Source organism: Mesorhizobium sp. P2_C7, assembly GCF_056404515.1.
This window is the reverse complement of the sequence record NZ_JBFUDW010000008.1, coordinates 263293-283508: the sequence shown is the minus strand read 5'-3', so window position 1 is coordinate 283508 and position 20216 is coordinate 263293. Positions and strand designations below refer to the sequence as shown.

General features: G+C 63.1%; 19 protein-coding genes and 1 riboswitch. Of the genes, 10 read left to right on the top strand and 9 right to left on the bottom strand.

Annotation, left to right across the window (positions count from 1 at the left end):
• The first annotated feature begins 91 nt into the window (after window positions 1-91).
• From cpaB to AC1D2G_RS19040, 9 genes are all read left to right on the top strand, one after another.
• Window positions 92-1018, top strand: coding sequence for a Flp pilus assembly protein CpaB (cpaB, locus tag AC1D2G_RS19080; protein ID WP_245331172.1), 927 nt, complete (start codon window positions 92-94; stop codon window positions 1016-1018).
• Window positions 1019-1050: 32 nt separating this feature from the next.
• Entirely contained in the window at window positions 1051-2496 is a 1446-nt protein-coding gene (locus tag AC1D2G_RS19075) for a type II and III secretion system protein family protein (protein ID WP_477415906.1), read from the top strand.
• 4 nt (window positions 2497-2500) lie between these two features.
• On the top strand, window positions 2501-2770 hold the full coding sequence (locus AC1D2G_RS19070) for a hypothetical protein (RefSeq protein ID WP_477415904.1): 270 nt from the start codon (window positions 2501-2503) through the stop codon (window positions 2768-2770).
• 32 nt (window positions 2771-2802) lie between these two features.
• Window positions 2803-4017, top strand: a complete 1215-nt coding sequence (locus AC1D2G_RS19065; protein WP_477289049.1) for a CpaE/TadZ family protein — start codon at window positions 2803-2805, stop codon at window positions 4015-4017.
• A complete protein-coding gene (locus AC1D2G_RS19060) occupies window positions 4014-5435 on the top strand; it encodes a CpaF family protein (RefSeq protein WP_477415902.1) in 1422 nt (473 codons plus the stop codon). Before AC1D2G_RS19065 ends, AC1D2G_RS19060 begins: the two co-directional genes overlap by 4 nt.
• A 4-nt stretch (window positions 5436-5439) precedes the next feature.
• Window positions 5440-6405 carry a type II secretion system F family protein gene (locus tag AC1D2G_RS19055; protein ID WP_477415900.1) on the top strand — a complete coding sequence of 322 codons (966 nt, stop codon included), beginning with the start codon at window positions 5440-5442 and terminating at the stop codon, window positions 6403-6405.
• A 1-nt stretch (window position 6406) separates the two neighbouring features.
• Window positions 6407-7372, top strand: a complete 966-nt coding sequence (locus tag AC1D2G_RS19050) for a type II secretion system F family protein (protein ID WP_477415898.1) — start codon at window positions 6407-6409, stop codon at window positions 7370-7372.
• Between the two features lie 200 nt (window positions 7373-7572).
• Complete coding sequence (locus AC1D2G_RS19045; RefSeq protein ID WP_457151445.1) at window positions 7573-8043, top strand: tetratricopeptide repeat protein; 471 nt, start codon at window positions 7573-7575, stop codon at window positions 8041-8043.
• Window positions 8044-8322: 279 nt separating this feature from the next.
• Window positions 8323-9498, top strand: a complete 1176-nt coding sequence (locus tag AC1D2G_RS19040) for a GGDEF domain-containing protein (protein WP_477415896.1) — start codon at window positions 8323-8325, stop codon at window positions 9496-9498.
• Here the strand turns inward: AC1D2G_RS19040 and gcvP are convergent, their stop codons facing one another.
• Genes gcvP through gcvT form a run of 3 tightly spaced genes read right to left on the bottom strand, consistent with a single transcriptional unit; the run spans window position 9499 to window position 13801 of the window.
• Entirely contained in the window at window positions 9499-12309 is a 2811-nt protein-coding gene (gene gcvP / locus AC1D2G_RS19035) for an aminomethyl-transferring glycine dehydrogenase (RefSeq protein WP_477415894.1), read from the bottom strand.
• A 17-nt stretch (window positions 12310-12326) separates the two neighbouring features.
• Complete coding sequence (gcvH, locus tag AC1D2G_RS19030; RefSeq protein WP_095088133.1) at window positions 12327-12695, bottom strand: glycine cleavage system protein GcvH; 369 nt, start codon at window positions 12693-12695, stop codon at window positions 12327-12329.
• 5 nt (window positions 12696-12700) lie between these two features.
• Window positions 12701-13801, bottom strand: a complete 1101-nt coding sequence (gcvT, locus tag AC1D2G_RS19025) for a glycine cleavage system aminomethyltransferase GcvT (RefSeq protein ID WP_477415892.1) — start codon at window positions 13799-13801, stop codon at window positions 12701-12703.
• Between the two features lie 149 nt (window positions 13802-13950).
• Window positions 13951-14037: riboswitch (glycine riboswitch) on the bottom strand.
• A 221-nt stretch (window positions 14038-14258) separates the two neighbouring features.
• Here gcvT and AC1D2G_RS19020 point away from each other — a divergent pair.
• Window positions 14259-15260 carry a hypothetical protein gene (locus tag AC1D2G_RS19020; protein WP_477415890.1) on the top strand — a complete coding sequence of 334 codons (1002 nt, stop codon included), beginning with the start codon at window positions 14259-14261 and terminating at the stop codon, window positions 15258-15260.
• 57 nt (window positions 15261-15317) lie between these two features.
• Here the strand turns inward: AC1D2G_RS19020 and AC1D2G_RS19015 are convergent, their stop codons facing one another.
• From AC1D2G_RS19015 to AC1D2G_RS18990, 6 genes are all read right to left on the bottom strand, one after another.
• Complete coding sequence (locus tag AC1D2G_RS19015; protein WP_095087897.1) at window positions 15318-16109, bottom strand: molybdopterin-binding protein; 792 nt, start codon at window positions 16107-16109, stop codon at window positions 15318-15320.
• A 1-nt stretch (window position 16110) separates the two neighbouring features.
• Window positions 16111-16992: a cytochrome b/b6 domain-containing protein gene (locus tag AC1D2G_RS19010; protein WP_477415888.1), complete on the bottom strand. Its 882-nt coding sequence runs from the start codon at window positions 16990-16992 to the stop codon at window positions 16111-16113.
• 97 nt (window positions 16993-17089) lie between these two features.
• Window positions 17090-17767, bottom strand: coding sequence for a DUF1345 domain-containing protein (locus AC1D2G_RS19005; RefSeq protein ID WP_477415886.1), 678 nt, complete (start codon window positions 17765-17767; stop codon window positions 17090-17092).
• Between the two features lie 27 nt (window positions 17768-17794).
• The gene (locus AC1D2G_RS19000; protein ID WP_477415884.1) at window positions 17795-18262 is read right to left on the bottom strand and encodes a YaiI/YqxD family protein; all 468 of its coding nucleotides are present in this window, start codon (window positions 18260-18262) and stop codon (window positions 17795-17797) included.
• Between the two features lie 67 nt (window positions 18263-18329).
• Window positions 18330-18899 carry an S-(hydroxymethyl)glutathione synthase gene (gene gfa / locus AC1D2G_RS18995; RefSeq protein WP_477415882.1) on the bottom strand — a complete coding sequence of 190 codons (570 nt, stop codon included), beginning with the start codon at window positions 18897-18899 and terminating at the stop codon, window positions 18330-18332.
• Window positions 18900-18966: 67 nt separating this feature from the next.
• A complete protein-coding gene (locus AC1D2G_RS18990) occupies window positions 18967-20094 on the bottom strand; it encodes an S-(hydroxymethyl)glutathione dehydrogenase/class III alcohol dehydrogenase (protein ID WP_477415880.1) in 1128 nt (375 codons plus the stop codon).
• Between the last annotated feature and the right edge of the window lie 122 nt (window positions 20095-20216).

Sequence of the window (20216 nt, the reverse complement as noted above, 5' to 3'; positions counted from 1 at the left end):
ATGCCACCGCGTTGGATTCCTGATTCTTTAACAATGCCGCCTAGCATGAGCCCAACAAAACAAGAAACTGCGGGCATCAGGGGTTTCGGGCGTGAGGGGCAAGGCCATATCGATGATCGGCATCGCCGCCGTTTTTGGCGCGATATCGATCTTTGCCGCGGATTTCTGGGTCAAGAGCCAGGCCAGGGCAGATAGCGAAGCGAAGACGGCGTCGATCCCCGCGCCAGTTGCACCCAAGATCGAGTTCAAGACCATCGTGGTGGCCAATGCTCCGTTGCGCTATGGCATGGAGCTCGACCGCACAAAGCTCAGCGAAATTCCCTGGCCGCAGGATTCCCTGCCGCAGGGCGCCTTCCCGACCATCGATGGATTGCTTGGCGACGGCAATCGCGTGGTGCTGACGCCGATCGAGGTCAACGAGCCGGTGCTGCTCACCAAGCTGTCGGGGCCAAATGGCCGCGCGACGCTCTCCAACATGCTGACGCCCGGAATGCGGGCGGTGACCATCCGCACCGACGAGATTGCAGGTGTCGGCGGCTTCGTCACACCGGGCGACCGGGTTGACGTCGTGCTGACCCGCGATGCCGGCGAAATCCAGGAGGTGGCCAAGAACGCGCAAGGCGCCGCCGGTTCGACCATCACCTCCGAAATCGTCGTCTCCGATGCCAAGGTGCTGAGCGTCGGGCAGGGCGCCGACGAGCGCCAGACCACGCCGCAGATTGCCAATTCCGTGACCATCGAGGTGACCACCGAAGGCGCGAAGAAAGTGGCACTTGCCCGCACCGTCGGCTCGCTGTCGCTGTCGCTCCGCTCCGCCAGCGAAGGCGATGACGGCAAGAACGGCGTCACCACCATCTCTTCGTTCGGCGGATCGGTCGCCTCCAACGTGCAGGCCGCGGCCAGTTCGTTGTTCAATGCCGTGGCGAAAGAGCCGGAGAAACCGAAATTCAAGACGGTCATCGTGACGCGCGGCACGAAGGCAGAGGAATACCAGGTTCCTTCGCCGGACCAGCAATAGAAACCAGTGGGGACTGGGTGAGGGACGGGACAATGTTCGGGCTGATTGCATATCGGGTCATGGGACGGTTGCGCGTGTTGCGCACCGTGGCTGTGGCTGCTTCACTGGCTGCCGCAGGGATGCTGGCCTTCGGCGCCTCGGCAAGGGCCGACAACGACATCGTCTACGTGTCGACGACCAAGAATGCGTCGATCAAGGTGGCCAAGGGCAAGCCGAAGACGATCATGACCAGCGCTGCCTTCTACCAGATCGTCATCGGCGATCCGGAGATCGCCAACGTCAATCCGCTGACCGACAAATCTTTCTACGTGCTCGGCAACAACCTCGGCACCACCGGCATCGCGCTGTTCGATGAGAAGAAGCGGCTCGTCGGCACCGTCGACATCGAGGTGACACTCGACACCGACCAATTGGCAAGCACCATCCGCGCCAGCGTGCCGGACGCCAGGATCAAGGTCGGCTCGGCCAATGGCCGTGTCGTGCTGTCGGGCGAGGCCGATGACGCGGTCGCCGCCGAAAAGGCAAACAAGATCGCGACGCGTTTTTCCGGCGCCGAGGAGGTGATCAACTCGGTCAACATCTCGTCGTCGCAGCAAGTCCAACTCAACGTCCGCTTTGTCGAGATCAACCGCCAGGCGGGTCAGGATCTCGGCGCCAAATACAGCGCCAATTTCGCCTACGGCCTCGGCGGGCGCGACGTCACGATCGATCCGGGTACCCTGCCGGGGGCCGGGACCGGCGAGATCATCGGCCGGTTGCTGTCGAACGGTGTGTCGATCGATATCGCCATCAAGGCGCTGGAAGAGCGCGGCCTGGCCCGTCGGTTGGCCGAACCGAACCTGATCGCCCGTTCCGGCCAAACGGCAAGCTTTCTCGCTGGCGGCGAATTTCCAATCCCGGTCTCCGAAGACAACGGCAAGATCTCGGTCAGCTACAAAAAATATGGCGTCAGCCTGGATTTCACGCCGACGGTGCTGAAGGACGGGTTGGTCAGCCTGGACATCGCGCCGGAAGTCTCTTCGATCGACGCGTCGGCCTCCTACAATATCGGCAATATATCGGTGCCCGGCTTCATCGTGCGCCGCGCCAGGACATCGGTCGACCTGAAGAATGGCCAGAGCTTCATGATTGCCGGATTGCTGCAGTCGCAAAACGACATCACCACCTCGCGCATTCCCGGCCTTGGCAAAATGCCGGTGCTTGGGGCGCTGTTTTCGTCGAAATCCTATCAGCGGCGCGAGACCGACCTGGTCATGATCGTCACCCCCTATCTGGTCAAGCCGGTCGATCCGTCGAAGAAACTCATCGTGCCGACCGATGGTACGCAGGCGGCCAGCAACGCCGACTATTTTCTCAACAACACCGACGAAGTGAAGACGTCCGACACCAATCGCGCATTGGCAATGGCCGGCGGCACTGTCGCGCAGCCGGCTGCCGTTACCACGGTCGGGCATTTCCTCGACCTGCCGAAGGACTGAAACCATGCGCCTGGCTTTGAGATCGAGCATTGCCTTGCTGCTGGCCGGCTTCGCCGCCGGCTGCACCAGCGACGACTATGTGCGCACCGAAGGGGTGACGCCGGCCGCTGGCAATGCGCAAGCCGCCGATACCGTCATGCAGATGGTCGATCCCTGGAAATACGGTGTCCAGAACACAAAACTTCTTGTTCCAGCCCAGCGCGGCGACGTGGTGGCCATCACTCCCGATCAGGCGGCCGGCGCGAAAGCGTCGCAATCCACGACAGGCAACTGATCCAACAGGCGGCGACCGGACAGGCTGACAGAATGGCAAACGGCATCAAGACCAGGAAGATTCTGCTGGTATCGACCGACAGGACCTTTGTGCAGGACACGCGGACCGCATTCGCCGCCTCCGAGGTCATCCAGCTGTCGACAGTGGAAAAGAATGTCACGGAGCTGCGCGGCGAGATCCAGGAGGCCGATTTCGGCGCCATCATCGTCGACATGGATGCGGCAAGGCTGGAGGAGGTCGAGTCGCTTCAGCGGATCATGCGCCGGCTGGAGGACAAGGTGCCGGTCGTCGTCGTCACCCAGGAGTTCAATGCCGCCGCGGTGCGCATCCTGGTACAGCTCAAGGTAGCCGATTTCCTGGTCAAGCCGATCACCACCGCCGACTTGGTACGCTCCGTGGTGCGGGCTCTGCAAGGGCCCGGTCGCGAGGAAAACACCGAGTCGCAGATCTACACCTTCATGCCGGCCGCCGGCGGCGTCGGCACCACGACGCTGGCGCTGCAGACCGCCTTCCAGCTGCATCACTCGGTGACGCGCGGCGCTTCGACTTGCGTGGTCGACCTCAATTTCCAGCAGGGCGCCTGTGCCGAATATCTCGACCTCGAACCGCGCTTCGACATCACCGAAATCGAAAACCAGCCCGAACGCCTCGACCGGCAACTGCTCGACGTGATGCTGTCGAAGCATGCCAGCGGGCTTTGCGTGCTGGCGGCGCCGACGCATCCGGCGGAAATGCGCTCGTTCAAGACCGATGTCGTGGTGCGCATGCTGGACCTCGTTTCGGCCTATTTCGACAATGTCGTCATCGACATGCCGCGCACCTGGTTTCCATGGACGGAAACGGTGCTGCTCGGTTCCAACAAACTCTACATCGTCGCTGAAATGACGGTGCCGTGCCTGCGCCACACGCAGCGTCTGATCCAGGCGGTCTACGAGACTGCCGGCAAGGAAGTGAAGCCCAACGTCATCGTCAACCGTTTCGAGCAGAAGATGTTCGACAACGGCATCAAGCAGGCGGACGTCCAGGAAATCCTCGGCGAGCATTTCGTCGGCGGCATTGCCAACAACTACCGGCTGGTGCGCGAGGCGGTCGATCGGGGCGTGCCGCTGCACGAGATCGACCCGAACGCCAATGTCGTCAACGACCTGAAGAAGATCATCCTGCCGGAGGAAGCAGTCCAACCCCGGGCGAAATCGCGCTCGCTGTTTGGCATGGGCCGGGGATTGCTGAAGAGGAAGGCCGGATGACCAGCCGCTTTTCCACCCTGCAGAACCGCGATGCGCGTCCGCAGCGCGCCGCCGAGCCGGTGCCGGTCGCGCATCATGCCGTCGTCATTCCGACGAACCGAAAGGCTTTGACCGCAAAGCCGGAAGCCGCACCTGCAAAGAATGCCAACAAGGTGCTCGATGCGCGCGTGCGTATCCACCGGCTGCTGCTCGAGGAGATCAACCTTGTCGCGCTGGAGCGTTTGCCCAAGGATGAGATGCGCCGGCAAGTATTTGATTTCGTGTCGGAAAAGACCAAGCAAGAGCGGATGGCGATCAACACCGTCGAGCTTGACGCGCTGGTTGACGACATCGTCGACGAGATGGTCGGTCTCGGTCCGCTGGAGCCGTTGCTCAAGGATCCCGACATCAACGACATCCTGATCAACGGCCACCAGAACTGCTTTGTCGAAAAGAAGGGCAAGCTGCAGCCGGTCCATATTCCGTTCAAGGACGAGGCGCATCTGCTGCGCATCGTCAACAAGATCGTCGCCGCGGTCGGCCGCCGCGTCGACGAATCACAGCCGATGGTCGACGCACGCATGCTGGACGGCTCGCGTTTCAACGCGGCCATCCGCCCGGTTGCGGTCGACGGGCCGCTGGTGTCGATCCGCAAATTCTCCAAGAACAAGCTCGGCCTGCACAAGCTGGTCGAGTTCGGCGCCATCACCCAGAACATGGCCGAAGTGCTGGCCGCGGCCGTGCATGCCCGCAAGACGACGATCATTTCGGGCGGCACCGGCACCGGCAAGACGACCATGCTCAACGCGCTGTCGGCATTCATCCCTGAAGATGAGCGGCTGATCACCATCGAGGACGCGGCCGAGCTCCAGCTGCAGCAGCCGCATGTCGCGCGCATGGAGACGCGTCCAGCCAACATCGAAGGCCATGGCGAACTGAAGCAGCGCGATCTGGTCAAGAACGCGCTGCGCATGCGCCCCGACCGCGTCATCCTCGGCGAGTGCCGCGGCGAGGAGGCCTTCGACATGCTGCAGGCGATGAACACCGGCCACGAAGGGTCGATGGCGACCATCCATGCCAACACGCCGCGCGACGCCATTTCGCGCCTCGAGCAGATGCTTGGCATGACCGGCATGCCCATGACGGTGCAGTCGATCCGCAGCCAGATCGCCAGCGCGCTCGACCTTATCGTGCAGCTGACGCGCCTGTCCGACGGCAACCGCAAGGTGACCAGCGTCGCCGAAGTGACCGGCATGGAAGGCGATGTCATCCAGATGCAGGAGATATTCCGCTTCGTGCGCACCGGCATGGACGCCGACGGCAAGATCCTCGGCCACTACGAGGCGACTGGCATCCGGCCGCGTTTTCTCGAGGATTTGCGCGCCATGGGCATCGAGTTCCCCGGGCGATACTTCGAACCCGGCCGGCCGCAGGAGTAGCCAGGTGTTCGACGGGCTCAGCGCGATCTATGTCGTCTATGCCGCGGCGGCACTTACCGGCATCCTGATCGCCGAGGCCTGCTACCTGCTCTATGCCGGCCGCAGCGACAAGCGCACCGCCATCAACCGGCGCATGAAACTGCAGGAAAACACGATCAGCCAGGAGCAGGTGCTTGTGCAACTGCGCAAGGAGCGCGGCCTTGACGCGGGTACGTCGCTGTTCTCGCCGGAACGGTTCCGCGCCTTGCGAACCCAGTCTGGCATGGTCATGCCGCTGCCGAAATTCCTGATGACCACCTGCGGCGCGGCATTCGCCGCGGCTCTGGCCGCCATGTGGTACGGCTTGCCGCCGCTGCTCGGGCTCGTCCTGTTTGTCATGCTTGTGCCGATCCTGCCGGTGATGACGCTGCGCTTCAAACGCGGCCGCCGGCTGAAGCGGTTCGGCACGCAACTGCCGGAGGCACTGGAACTGATCACGCGCGGCCTGAAGGCCGGCCATCCGGTGCCGGTGGCGATCGCCATGGTGGCGCGCGAGATGCCCGACCCGATCGGCAGCGAATTCGGCGTCATCGCCGACGAGGTGACTTATGGATCGGACCTGGTTTCGGCCCTGAACTCGCTGTTCGACCGGGTCGGCCATGAGGACCTGCCGCTGTTCGTCACCGCCGTCTCGATCCAGAGCAGTTCGGGCGGCAATCTGCGCGAGATCCTCGACGGTCTGGCGTTGACGATCCGCGAGCGTGGCAAGCTACGCCGCAAGGTGCGCGCCATTTCGACCGAAGGCCGCATGTCGGCCTACATCTTGACGGCGATACCGGCGCTGCTGTTTGCGGCCATCATGGCGCTGATGCCAGCCTTCTACCGCAACGTCTGGGGTGAGCCGCTGACCTGGTACCTGATTGGCGGCTCGGTCGCATGGCTGATGCTGGGCAATCTGATGATGTTCAAGATGTCGAATTTCAGGTTCTGACATGCAAGCCTTCATCGAATTCCTCGCCTCGCTTGCGCCGACCTCGTTGATGCCCGTAGCCATCCTGTTGCTGGCCGTGGGCGCCGTCGCGGTGGCCTGGCCGATGGTGGCGGCGAAGGGCGACCGCAACGACGTCATGCGCCGGCTCAAGGTGGATCACGGTCCGGTGGCCGCGAAGCCCGAGCCGGTGCCGAAGAAGAATACCAGCATCGTGCGCGAGAAGGCGGTGAAGAGGGCGCAGGAATTCTATGCCAAGAGCGATCCGGAAAATGTCGCCCGGCTGCGCATGACGCTCATCCAGGCGGGCTACATGGAACCGCGCGCCGTCGGCATGTTTTTCCTCGTCCGGTTCATTGCGATGATCGGCACGGCCATCGGTGTCTTTGTGCTCAACCAATGGATGGCCAGTCCAGACGCGACGATGGCCAGCCGGTGGACGTTCGTCATCCTGTCGGGAGCGGCCGGCTACTTCCTGCCTGGGCTGGTGCTGAGCCAGAAGGTGCGGGAAAAGCGGCGCGAATACCGCAACGGCTTTCCCGATTTCATGGACCTGATGATCGTCTGCTCGGATGCCGGCATGAGCATGGAGGCCGGCATCGAGCGCGTTTCGAAGGAACTCGCCAAGACCTATCCCGCGCTCAGCCAGAACCTGCAGCTTGTGTCGCTGGAGCTGAGGGCAGGGCGCAGCCTCGACGATGCGCTGAAGGCGCTTGCCGACCGCCTCAGCCTGGACGAGGTGCGTTCCTTCGCCACGCTTCTACAGCAGTCGAAGGAACTCGGCACCAGCCTGTCGGGCGCGCTGCGCGTCTTTTCCGATGAAATGCGCCACAAGCGCATGTCGCTGGCCGAGGAAAAGGCGCACGCCCTGCCGGCCAAGATGTCGGTGCCGGTAACGGTGTGCATCCTGCCGGTGGTGCTGATGATCGCCATCATCCCGATCATCGTCAAAATGATGACGGAGCGCTAGGAAGCGCGTCCCTCGAACACCCAGTCCAAGCCGTGTCTTGCACGCGGCCCGGTCAAGATCCTCTGGCCTGCACCGGGTGGTTAATGGCTGGTGTGCCCAAAGCTTAATTTTGAGCGTGTTTCGGCACCGAAGTTTAATCGCCTTTCCTGTAATGTGTTTCCTGAAGAACGACCCGGCAAATCGGGCGATGAGGCAGGGGCATGCGTCACAGTAATTTCACGGCAATGGCTGCGGTGGCGGCCGTATTAATGATGTCTGGTTGTACGACGGGTGGCGTCGACACCACCAAGACCACGGCCATCCAACCGGTGGCAAAGGACATCGATACTTCCGATCTGGCGCAAGGCAAGGCGCAGTTTCGCGACGCCAATTACGGCCTCGCCGAACAGCACTTCCGCAAGGCCGTCGAGTTGAAGGCCGACAATGCCGAAGCCTGGATGGGGCTCGCCGCTTCCTATGACGAACTTGGCCGCTTCGACTTCGCCGACCGAGCCTACGACCAGCTTCTGAAAGTCGCCGGCCGCAAGCCGCAGATCGTCAACAACATGGGGTATTCGCAACTGTTGCGTGGCAATCGCAAGAAGGCCAAGGCGCTGCTGCTCGAAGCGAGGGCCGGCATGGCCGATCCGACGGTCGTCAACGCCAATCTCGCGCTCTTGAACAAGGGTTGATCTGGTCGTCGCGTCCTGGAGCCGGATGATTTCAGGTCGAATCGACCTGAAATCTGAATCCGCGTCTAAATCAAAGGGATAGAGCAAGATGTCGTCCGAAAATCGCTCACACTTTTCGGCATCATGCTCCAGGGTGCTGTTTCGGGACACAGGGCATGGACGCTTTGTAAACCCTATGCGCAGGTTGCGTCGGAAGACCGGCTGAAAACCCGTATCCGAGGGCTGCCGCTGACCTAGAATGCAGTGCAACCGCCGACTCTCGAGAGGCCCTCGCCCAACATGTTGGACTTCAGTTCGCTCCTGCTCGCGGCCGCGCTGTCGGGCACATGCCTTAGCGCTACCATGTTTGCGATCTGGTTCACCGCGCCCAAGGCGCGCTTTGTGCTGACTGTGGCGTGCGGCATTCTGGTGCTCGTCGCGCATGTGATCCTGTTCTGGCGATACACCAAGGAGCCCGATCCGGTGCTCTGCCAGATCGTGCTTGCGCTGCTCAGCCTGGGGTTCCTGATCCTCTGCCTATCGGCCATGCAGTATCTCGGCGTGCCCAGCCACAGACGTGCCGTTGTACCGACGCTCGCCGCCATGACTATTTGCGCGGCCGTGACCTCCATCGGCCTCGACGGTGTCGGCTTTATCATCACCTACGCGACGGTAACGGCGCTGCTCTCGGCGATCGGCGCCATGTTCTGGATCAACGGCAGCCATGATCGCCGGATCCTGCTGGTGGTTTCGTTTCTGAGCGGCACCTGTGCGGTGTCGTTTGCGCTTTGTGGCATGGTTTTGCTGGGCAAGGGGCAGTGGGCGCTCGCGGTCGCGCCCGACAATTGGGCCGAACGGCTGAACTCCGTCGTGGCGGTGGCCTGCATGACCGGGCTCGGCGCCTTGACGCTCTCCCTCCATCATCTGCAGGCGCAGATCGAACTGAAGGCCGAGACCATGACCGACCCGCTGACCGGGTTGATGAACCGCCGGGGATTGATGTCGCTCTATGGCGAGCGGAGTTTCGGTCCATTCATGTCCGTCGTCATGTTCGACCTCGACCACTTCAAGCGGACGAACGACGTCTACGGTCACCCGGTCGGCGACCAGGTCCTGTGCCGCTTCGCCGCCGTCATCAAGAARTATGMCMGGRCCGGMGTCGACGCCTTYCGSCTGGGCGGCGAGGAATTYGCMKTSGTCATGTCGCGGATGACSGAGGAMARGGCCTACGAYCTCGCCAGCAAGATCGGCGTYGCSTTCGGYACCGAARTCGTKSCSACCCCGCTCGGCCCAYTGCGCAGCACSGTCAGCGGCGGCATCGGCTTTGGCGAGGCCGATGGCCGCAGCCTCGACGAGGTGCTGGCCGAGGCCGACATAGCGCTCTATGCCGCCAAGCGCGCCGGGCGAAATTGCGTCATCAGCCGCAAAGGAATGAGCAAGGCCGAACCGGTCAACCCGGCCTTGCGCTCAGCGTAGTTACTCGGCCGCACCCAGATAATCCGACAAAGGCGGGCAGGAGCAGACCAGGTTGCGGTCGCCTGCAACATTGTCGATGCGCGACACCGGCGGCCAGTATTTTGCTGCCGTGTCGGCGTCACCGGCGGGATACGCCGCCTCCAGACGCGAATAGGGATGGGTCCACTGGCCGGCCAGCGCCTCGGCGGCGGTGTGCGGTGCGTTGACCAGCGGATTGTCGGCCAAAGGCCATTCGCCCTTGGCGACTTTCGCTGCCTCTCCGGCGATGGCGATCATCGCCTCGCAGAAGCGGTCGAGTTCCCGCTTGGGCTCGGACTCGGTCGGCTCGACCATCAGCGTGCCGGCGACCGGGAACGACATGGTCGGCGCATGGAATCCATAGTCGATCAGGCGTTTGGCGACATCGTCGACACTGATGCCGGCGTTCTCCTTGAGCACGCGTGTGTCCAGGATGCATTCATGGGCAATGCGATCGTGCCTGCCCTTGTAGAGGAGCGGGAAGTGCGGTGCGAGCCGCGTCGCTACGTAGTTTGCCGAAACGATCGCCGTCTCGGTCGCCTGCTTCAGGCCGGAGGCGCCCATCATGCGGATGTACATCCAGGTAATCGGCAGGATGGAAGCACTGCCGAAGGGGGCGGCCGACACGGCATGCGCCGAGCCTTCGGTGACATGACCCGGCAGATAGGGTTTTAGGTGCGCCCTTACGCCGATCGGGCCGACACCTGGGCCGCCGCCGCCATGCGGAATGCAGAAGGTCTTGTGCAGGTTCATGTGGCAGACATCGGCGCCGATGTCGCCGGGGCGAGCGAGGCCGACCAGCGCGTTGAGATTGGCGCCGTCGAAATAGACCTGTCCACCATGCTCATGGATGAGGGCGCAGAGATGGCGCGCGCCTTCCTCATACACGCCATGCGTCGAGGGATAGGTGAACATCAGCGCCGCGAGGTTCTTGGAATGCTCATTGGCCTTGGCCCTCATATCGTCCATGTCGATATTGCCATCCTCCAGGCAGCGCACGACGACGACGCTCATGCCCGCCATCGCCGCGCTCGCAGGATTGGTGCCATGCGCGGACGATGGGATAAGGCAGATGGTGCGATGGCCTTCGCCGCGCGAGCGGTGATAGGCGCGGATGGCAAGCAATCCGGCATACTCGCCCTGGCTGCCGGCATTGGGCTGCAGGCTGACCGCGTCGAAACCGGTGATCTCCGACAGCCAGCCTTCCAGTTCGCCGGCCATGGCGCGGTAGCCGGCCGAATGGCTGGCCGGCGCGAACGGATGCAGGTTGGCGACGCTTGGCCAACTCACCGGCATCATCTCGGCCGCGGCGTTGAGCTTCATGGTGCAGGAGCCCAGCGGGATCATGGTGCGGTCGAGCGCCAGATCCTTGTCGGCCAGCCGGCGCAGGAAGCGCATCATCTCGGTTTCCGACTTGTTCTCGTGGAACACGGGCTGGGTCAGAAACTCCTTGCCGCGCGGTTTGCCGGGCACCGTGCTGTCGGCCGCGGGACCGGCCTTGGCGCCGAACAATGCCGCGATTGCGTCGAGATCGGCATCGGTCGAGGTCTCGTCGAAGCTGATGCCGACATGGTCGGCATCGATGACGCGCAGCAGCCGGCCGGTCCTTTCGGCCGCAGCGGCGATCTGCGCCGCCTTGCCCTTCGTCTCCACCGTCACCGTGTCGAAGCGGCTGGCGCCGATCACCGACACGCCTGCCGCCTCGAGGCCGCCTGCCAGACGGTTGGCCAGTGCGTGGATGCGCCCGGCAATCGCCTGCAGCCCGGCGGGGCCGTGCCAGATGGCATAGGCGGTCGCCATGTTGGCCAGCAGCGCCTGCGCGGTGCAGATGTTGGAGGTCGCCTTGTCGCGGCGGATATGCTGCTCGCGTGTCTGCAAGGCAAGCCGGTATCCGGGCCGGCCCTTGCTGTCGGTCGACTGGCCGACCAGGCGGCCGGGCATCAAGCGCGTCAGCCTGTCGGCGACGGCGCAATAGGCGGCGTGCGGGCCGCCAAAGCCCATCGGTACGCCAAAACGCTGCATTGGGCCGACGGCGATGTCGGCGCCGAGCTTTGCCGGCGCGTCGGTCAGCGTCAGGCCGAGCGGGTCGGCGATGAACACGACCAGTGCGCCGGTGGCGCGCGCCTTGTCGATCGCTGCCTTGTGGTCGCCATAGACGCCGAACGTGTCTGGCCAGGAGACAAGCAGGGCGGCGGTGTTGTCGTCGATCGCCTCGCCGTCGATCTCGATGCCGAGCGGTTCGGCGCGGGTGCGCACCACGTCCAGCGTCTGCGGATGTGGCGTACCGGCTAGCGCCACCTTGGTGCGCTTGTCGCGGTGATGGCGCAAGGCGATGCCGACCGCTTCAGCGACCGCCGTTGCTTCATCGAGCAGCGACGCCGACGCCACAGGCAGGCCAGTCAATTCGGCGACCAGCGTCTGGAAATTGAACAGCATTTCGAGCCGGCCTTGGCTGATCTCCGCCTGATAGGGCGTGTAGGCCGTGTACCAGGCTGGGTTCTCGAACAGGTTGCGTTGGATGACCGGCGGCACGTGGACGCCGTGGTAGCCGGCGCCGATGAAGCTCTTCAGCACCGTATTTTTCGCCATGATCGCCGACAGTTCGGCCAGCGCTTCCGCTTCGCTGGCCGGAGCTGGCAAGGCGAGCGGCTGGTCGAGGCGGATCGATCTCGGCACGGCCTGGCTGATCAGCGTCTCGATCGAGGGAACGCCGATGACGGCGAGCATTGCTCTGGTGTCGTTGACGCCCGGGCCGATGTGGCGGGCCATGAAAGGGTAGGGGGCTGCGGTCATGTGTCGAGATCCTGATGTCAACCGATATGGGCTTTATAGGCGGCCTCATCCATGAGGCCGGCGAGTTGGCTTTCGTCGGCAAGCTTCATCTTCCACAGCCAGCCGGCGCCGGTCGCCGCCGAATTCACCAGCGACGGATCCGACGACAGCGTCCCGTTGGCCTCGGTGATCTCGCCGTCGACGGGCGCATAGACGTCGGAGGCCGCCTTGACGGATTCGACCACCACGGCGGTGTCGCCCTTGGCCAGCTTCTTTCCCGTCTCGGGCAGTTCGACGAAGACGAGATCGCCAAGCTGCTCCTGGGCGTAGTCGGTGATGCCGACGGTGGCGATGCCGCCTTCGACGCGCAGCCATTCGTGATCTTCGGTGAAATAGGTCGTTGCCATCGAATTCATCCTTTGCGGTAGCGATGCGGTGTGAAGGGCAGGGAACTGATATCGACTGGGATCTTCGTGCCGCGCACATCGGCGAAAACCCGAGTGCCGGGCTTTGCCAGCGGCGTTGCGACATAACCCATGGCGACCGGATGGCCGGCCGAGGGGCCGAAGCCACCTGATGTGACATGGCCGGCGGGATTGCCGTCGGCATCAAAGAGCGCGGCGCCGGCGCGCACCGGCTGGCGGCCGTCGGGCTTCAGCCCGATCCGCTTTTGCGCCGGTCCCCGCTCCACGGCGGCGCGCAGGGCGTCGGCGCCGATGAAAGCGCCGGTTGCGCGGATTTCTTTCGGGATCGCCCACATCAATCCGGCGCTGGCCGGGTCGGTCTCCGGTGTGATGTCCTGGCCGTGCAGGCAGAGCCCGGCCTCCAGCCGCAGGCTGTCGCGCGCGGCAAGACCGATCCACAGTACGCGTTCATCGCCGAGCAATTTTGCGACGAGGTCGCGCGCATCGGCCTCCGGCAGGCCGATCTCGAAACCGTCCTCGCCGGTATAGCCGGAGCGGCTCATGAACCAGTTCTGCCGAGGCTCGACACCATGCATGAACAGCAGCAAGCCGGTCTCGATGCCGGCGCGGGAAAGGGCGGCCCAGGCTTCAGGGCCCTGGATGGCCAGGAAGACACGGTCGAGCGGCTCGACCTTGACGTCAAAATCCGCGGCAAGCGCACGCAAATGCTTTTCGTCGGCCACGGCGTTACCGGCGTTGGCGACCACCATAAAGCGGATATCGCCCAGCCTGGTGACGATCAGGTCGTCCAGGATGCCGCCAGCCTCGTTGAGGAAGAAGGACAGTTTGGACTGCGAGATTTCGAGTGCGGCGGCATCCAGAGGACAAGCGCGGTTGAGTAGCGCAACCGCCTCCGGCCCACTGACCTCGAACAGCTTCATATGCGAGATGTCGAAGAGGCCGGCATGCTCGCGGGTGTGAAGATGCTCCTTCATGACGCCGGCCGGATAGGTCAACGGCATCGACCAGCCGGCAAAGGCGCCAAAGCGCGCACCAGCGGCCACATGGATATCTTCGAGGGGAAGGTGTTTGGTGTCGTCGCCCGTCATGTCATCTCCAGAGTCGCACGCAATCGGTCGCGAATGGCGACCAGTCCGTGCCCCTCTGTCTGAAGCCTGAGAGACTCGCGCAACCGGAACTCTGTCAGCGGCGCTTACACCTTCGGCGCGGGGGCAAGCCCCGACTTTCCAGAGTGTCTTTCCCGTCTACGGTTCTTTTGCCTGAGAGATTTCGGGCGATTTCCCCTTCGGCGACAGCTTTCGCTGTTCTCTCCCGCAAACAGGTAGGACTCGCAAGAGCCCTCGACTCGTCATCCATAGCCTGTCGACGACACATTGTCACCTGTCAGCGACGTCTTTGATGCATGTCGTTTTCCCAGGGTGACATGCATTGGCTGACAAGTCTTCGCTAACCACGCCGTTTGCCGGTTTTTCAAGACACTGCTGATATCGTGGCGGCGGTGAGGCTTTTGGGCAGGCGCTTGCCGGCAGCGGACGGGGACGACAAATGGGCGAATTGATCATGAGCGCGCCGGTGGCGGGGCTGGCCTCGAAAAGCCGCATCACCAGGGAAGACGTGGCCATGTTGCGCCATGAAGTGTTCGGCGACGGCGTGGTGACGCGCGGCGAGGCCGAGGCGCTATTCGCGCTGGACGCCACGGCCAAGGACAAGTGCCAGGAATGGCCTCCGTTCTTTGTCGAGGCCGTCACCGACTACATCGTCCACCAGGAGAAGCCGTCCGGCTACATCTCGCAGGACAATGCCGACTGGCTGATCCGCACGATCTCGCGTGACGGCATGGTCGACAGCCGAACCGAACTCGAATTGCTGGTCCATGTGCTGGAAGAAGCAAGATCGTCGCCGAGCCAGCTTTGCGTCTATGCGCTGGAGCAGGTCGCCCACGCCGTCATCGACGGCAAGGGGCCGTTGATGCTCGGTGGTGCGTTGGTTCCCGGACTGATCGCCAAGGCGGAGGTCGAGCTGCTGCGCCGGATCCTCCACGCCCATGGCGGCGAAGGCAACATCGCCATTACCCGCCCAGAGGCCAAGGTGCTGTTCAAGATCAACGAGCGCACTGCTCAAGGACAAAACGATCCGTCCTGGAACGATCTGTTCGTCAAGGCGATCGCCAATTTCGTCATGTGCTCGGCCGGCTATGAGGCGCCGACACGCGATGTGGCGCTGCGCCGTGATGCCTTCCTCGAGCACGCCGATCCGGAAATCGGCGGCTTCTTCAGCCGCATGGTCTCCGGTGGCCTCGCCGGCATCATGGAGGCCTATCGCTCCCCCAGCGACATCGAAGCCGAGTGGGAAGCCAAGAACAGGGCGGCCGAGGCCCTGGCCCGCCGCGCCGAGACGATCGATGCCGGCGAAGCCGGCTGGCTGATCGAGCACATCGGGGTAGGCAGGCCTTTGTACGAGAACGAACGTGCACTGCTGACGCTGATCAAGCACGCGTCACCGGAGATTCACCCGGCGCTTAAGCCGCTGCTCGACAAGGTTGCCTGAACCGGCGGGCAGCGCTCGCTACGCCCCCGGGCCGATCATTATTTTGCGGTGTGCGAATCAGATTCCACCGTACCAGTCGTAGCCATTGTCTTCCCAATAGCCGCCCCTGCCGCCGCCGACATTGGCGAAGCCGTCGACCAGCTCGATCTTGTAGAGATATTTCGGCATCTTGTAGCCGAGCTGACGCTCGACGCGGGCCCGCAGCGGCGCGCCGTTCTCGACCGGCAGCGGCTTGCCGTTCAGGCCATAGGCAAGGATCGTCTGCGGATGGCGGGCATCGATCAGGTCGATGGTGCCGTAATATTTGATGTCGCCGGAGAGGCTGCGGTCGATAGTGTCGAGGCAATGGAACATGACGTAGCGCGCTTGCGGCTTGACCACTGCCTGGTCGAGCACCAGCGACAGCGGCGTGCCGGTCCATTTGGCGATGCAGCTCCAGCCTTCGACGCAGTCATGGCGGGTGATCTGGGTGCGGCTCGGCATGTTCATCAACTGCTCGCGGCTGAGCGACAGCGGCTTTTCGACAAGGCCCGAAACCTCCAGCCGCCAGTCGGCGAAGTTGTTGGCGAGCAAGCCCTTGTAGACGTCGTCATCAGGGGCCGTGACGCCGTTCGGCCGCTGCGGCTGGCGGATATCGGCCTCGGTGAATTCCGGCGCCAGCGCATCGCGTCCAGCGAGCAGGCGTTGCGCCCGATAAGTCAGGCCGTTGGCGTTTTCGAGGAAGCTGCGCAGGCCGCTGCCAATGCTCAGCTGGCTGTCGAAGGCGTCGCAGCCCGACAGCATGATGCCGGAGGCGCCAAGGCTGGCGCCCGTCAGGAATTTCCGGCGGCTGATCTCGAACTTCGCCATGTCAAGCACTCCTCTCGGTGGAATTGCCGTCGCGCGCGGGAGGATCGGTGCGGTACCAGCCGGTGATGATCGAGCGCAGTTCGTTGATCGGGCCGGCAGCCAGGATCATCAGGATGTGGACGACGAAGAAAGCGACCAGCAGCACCATGACGGTGAAATGGATGGTGCGCGCCGTCTGCCGGCCACCGAGCAGATCGTTGAGGAACGGCAGCACCGAGTCCATGCTGGGCGACATCGCCAGGCCGGTAATGATCATCAGCGGCAGCAGCACGAACAGCACGCCGCCATAGGCCATCTTCTGCAGCGTGTTGTATTCGCGCGTGTGGTGAAATTTGAGCTTGGCGTGGTCGACGATGTCTTGCGGCAGTCGCTTGAGATCGTCGAGGCGCGGCGCGAGATCGCGGCGCAGATGGCCGTTCACTGCGCTGGCGACCAGCCAGACGATCAAGGTCGTGGTCAGTATCCAGGCAAAGAAGAAATGGATGACGCGAGCGGTGCCCAGATCGTAGTAGGACGGGATGGTCGCCCAGGACGGGAAGCCGCGCGTAGTTTCGTTGCCGGCCGGACCCGACCAGCCGAGCACGCCCGTGGTGTCGAAACGATGCCCGAAGATTTCGGTGTAGCCACGCGCACCAGCGTTGGTGTTCTCGGCGCCAATGGCGAAGATGGTGTTGTTGTAGTCGAAGCCCGACTGCTTGCCGATGTAGAGCTGCGGGCGGGCGTTGAATATCTGCAGGCCGGAAAGCAGCATGAAGAACAGCGAGATAGCCCAGATCCAGTGCGTCAATCGCGTCCAGCGCGACTGGCGGTAGATCAGCGTCTCATCCTTCGAGGCGGCAGGGTCCGCTCCGGCGGTGGGTTGGCTTCTGGCAACCGATTCCATCTTGTCTCGTCTCCCGGCCTCGCGGCGTGACCTACACGCTCATTGTCCTCCTGATACGTCGCTAACCAAACCGTTGTTTCATCCGATCACGGAATTATTACGGGCTGCCCAGGCTGACGGCGAGATTGACGGCTGCGGCGACGATGACCGTGTTGAAGAAAAACGACAGGATCGAATGGACGAGCACGACACAACGCATATGCGTCGTCGAGATGTTGGTGTCGGCAGTCTGCGCGGTCATGCCAATGACCGCCGAGAAGTAGAGGAAATCCCAGCCTTCCGGCCGCTTGTCGCCGGGGAACAGCAGCCCGCCGACCGGGATTTTCTTCTTGGTCTCAGCGTCGACCGCATCGCCATCCATCCAGTAGACATGGGCATAGTGGAGCGCTGCCATAGCATGCATGGTGAACCAGCCGAGCGGGATCGACAACAGCGCGAAGCCAAGCTCGACGGGATGGCCTCTGTCCTTCTGATTGATCAGCAGGAACAGTGAAACAATGGCGACGACGACCACGACCAGCGTTACAGCGAAGATAACCAGCACCGGCTGATCGGCGGCACGTGCGTTCTTGCTGAGGTAGCGACCGGTAAGCTTTGGCATCTGGGCGACGACCAAAATGACATAGACGGCGAAGAACGCATTGGTGCCGATCGAATAGGGGAGTGGCGCGCGCAACAGCAGCGCAGCCGCCAGCGCGACGGCCCCTGTGCCGGCCGCCACGACGAATTGCCTGTGCCGATGCATTGGTGAATTGATCGAGGTGTCGGTGACCATGGCCCAGCTTTCAGAAAAGCGCCCGGATCAGTCCGGTGTGGCGGATTTGAGCGCCCGCCGCAAGATGCGGTCAAGTTCGCCGAGAAACCGCGAACGGTCCTGCGGCACAAAGCTGGCATTGTAGCCCTTGCTTTCGCCGGTCTCGCGCAGATGCTGCTTGAGATCGCGCATCGCCACCGCCATGCCGATCGTTTCGGGTGTGAACGGACGCCCGGTGGGCCCGAGCACATGGGCGCCGAGCGCCACCGCGCGGGCAGCCAGCGGAATGTCCGATGTGATCACGATGTCGTTGGTCCGCGCATTATCGACGATCCAGTCATCGGCGGCGTCGGCGCCCTTGGACACCACGACGTTGCGGATCATCGGATCGCGCGATGGCCGCAGGCCGCCATTGGAGACGTAGGTAACGACGACGCCATGGCGCTCGGCGACCTTTTCCACCTCGGCCTTGACTGGGCAGGCATCGGCGTCGACGAAGATGGCTGGTGCAGGCATTTACTGTTCCAAAAGGCATGGGGCCGGGCGATTTCGGCCGGCCCCATGGAGACAATCTGATCGGTTGTTACGCCGGCAAGGCTCCGGACTTCTTCGCGGTCCAGGTCGCCATATAATCCATCAGGCCGGGATTGAGGCAGTCATAGGGTTCCAGCCCAATTGACCTTAGCTGCGCGCGGATGCCGTCCATGCGCTTCGGGTCGACACCGGATTCGATGATCGACGAGACGAAGGCAGTGAAGCCCGGCGGCGACCAGCCGTCTTCCTGGAAGCGCTCGGGGTGGATGAACGACAGGCCCTTGAACGGATGATCGCGCTCGACCGGCCCGTGCATGTGGACGCCACAGCCGGTGCAGGCATGGCGCTGGATCAGCGCGCTGGGATCGACCACCTTGAGCTTGTCACCGTTCTCGGTGACGGTGACGTCACCGGTGCCGGCCACGGCGACGACCGAGAATAGCGCACCCTCCGGCTTCCAGCATTTGGTGCAGCCACAAGCATGGTTGTGGGCGATCTGGCCCTTGACCTTCACCTTGACCGGCTTGCTGGTGCAGGCGCAGACCAGCGTGCCGCCGGCAAAGCTTGCACTCTCCTTGGGCAGACCATTGTCGATTTTCGGATGCAGTTTTTCCGGCATTCTTTTCTCCTCCCAGTTGTGAACCACAAGGGTCGCAGGCCGGTTGGTCGGCGGCTTGTGGCCTTCTTCAGTAAACGACGACGCTTCGGATCGATTTGCCCTCATGCATGAGGTCGAACCCCTTGTTGATGTCCTCGAGCTTCAGTGTGTGGGTGATCATCGGATCGATCTGGATCTTGCCGTCCATGTACCAGTCGACGATCCWGGGCACGTCGGTGCGGCCGCGCGCGCCGCCGAAGGCGGTGCCCATCCAGGTGCGCCCGGTCACCAGCTGGAACGGCCGCGTCGAGATTTCCTGGCCGGCACCGGCGACGCCGATGACGACCGACTTGCCCCAGCCGCGATGCGAGGCTTCCAGCGCCTGGCGCATCACCTTGGTGCTGCCGGTGCAGTCGAAGGTGTAGTCGGCGCCACCGATCTGGTCGGCGCCGCGCTTGGTCATGTTGACGAGGTGAGGCACGACATCGCCGTCGATCTCCTTCGGATTGACGAAATGCGTCATGCCGAACTTCTCGCCCCAGGCCTTCTTGTCGTTGTTCAAATCAACGCCAATGATCATGTCGGCGCCGGCAAGTTTCAGGCCCTGGATGACGTTGAGGCCGATGCCGCCGAGGCCGAAGACGACGGCAGTCGCGCCTTGCTCGACCTTGGCGGTGTTTATGACCGCACCGATGCCGGTGGTGACGCCGCAGCCGATGTAGCAGATCTTGTCGAAGGGGGCGTCGGGATTGACCTTGGCCACCGCGATCTCGGGCAACACGGTGAAGTTGGAGAAGGTCGAGCAGCCCATATAGTGAAAGATCTTGTCCTTGCCGATCGAGAAGCGCGATGAGCCGTCGGGCATCAGGCCTTGCCCCTGCGTGGCGCGGATGGCGGTGCAGAGGTTGGTCTTGCGCGACAGGCAGGACGGGCACTGGCGGCATTCGGGCGTATAGAGCGGGATTACGTGGTCGCCCTTCTTGACCGAGGTGACGCCCTTGCCGACGTCGACGACGACGCCGGCGCCCTCATGGCCGAGGATGGCCGGAAAAAGCCCTTCGGGATCGGCGCCCGACAGCGTGAACTCGTCGGTGTGGCAGATGCCGGTCGCCTTGATCTCAACCAGCACCTCGCCGTCGCGCGGGCCATCGAGGTCGACCTCCATGATCTCCAGCGGCTTTCCGGCGGCGACAGCGACAGCGGCGCGCGTTTTCATCAGGCAATTCCTCCATAGGCGATTTTTGCCCAAGCTTTCAGGTTTTAATGATGCGATCAACTGGAAGCTGGTTCCAGGCTTGGGCCAGTGCGGAGAATTTTATCCCAAATCGATTGAAAGAC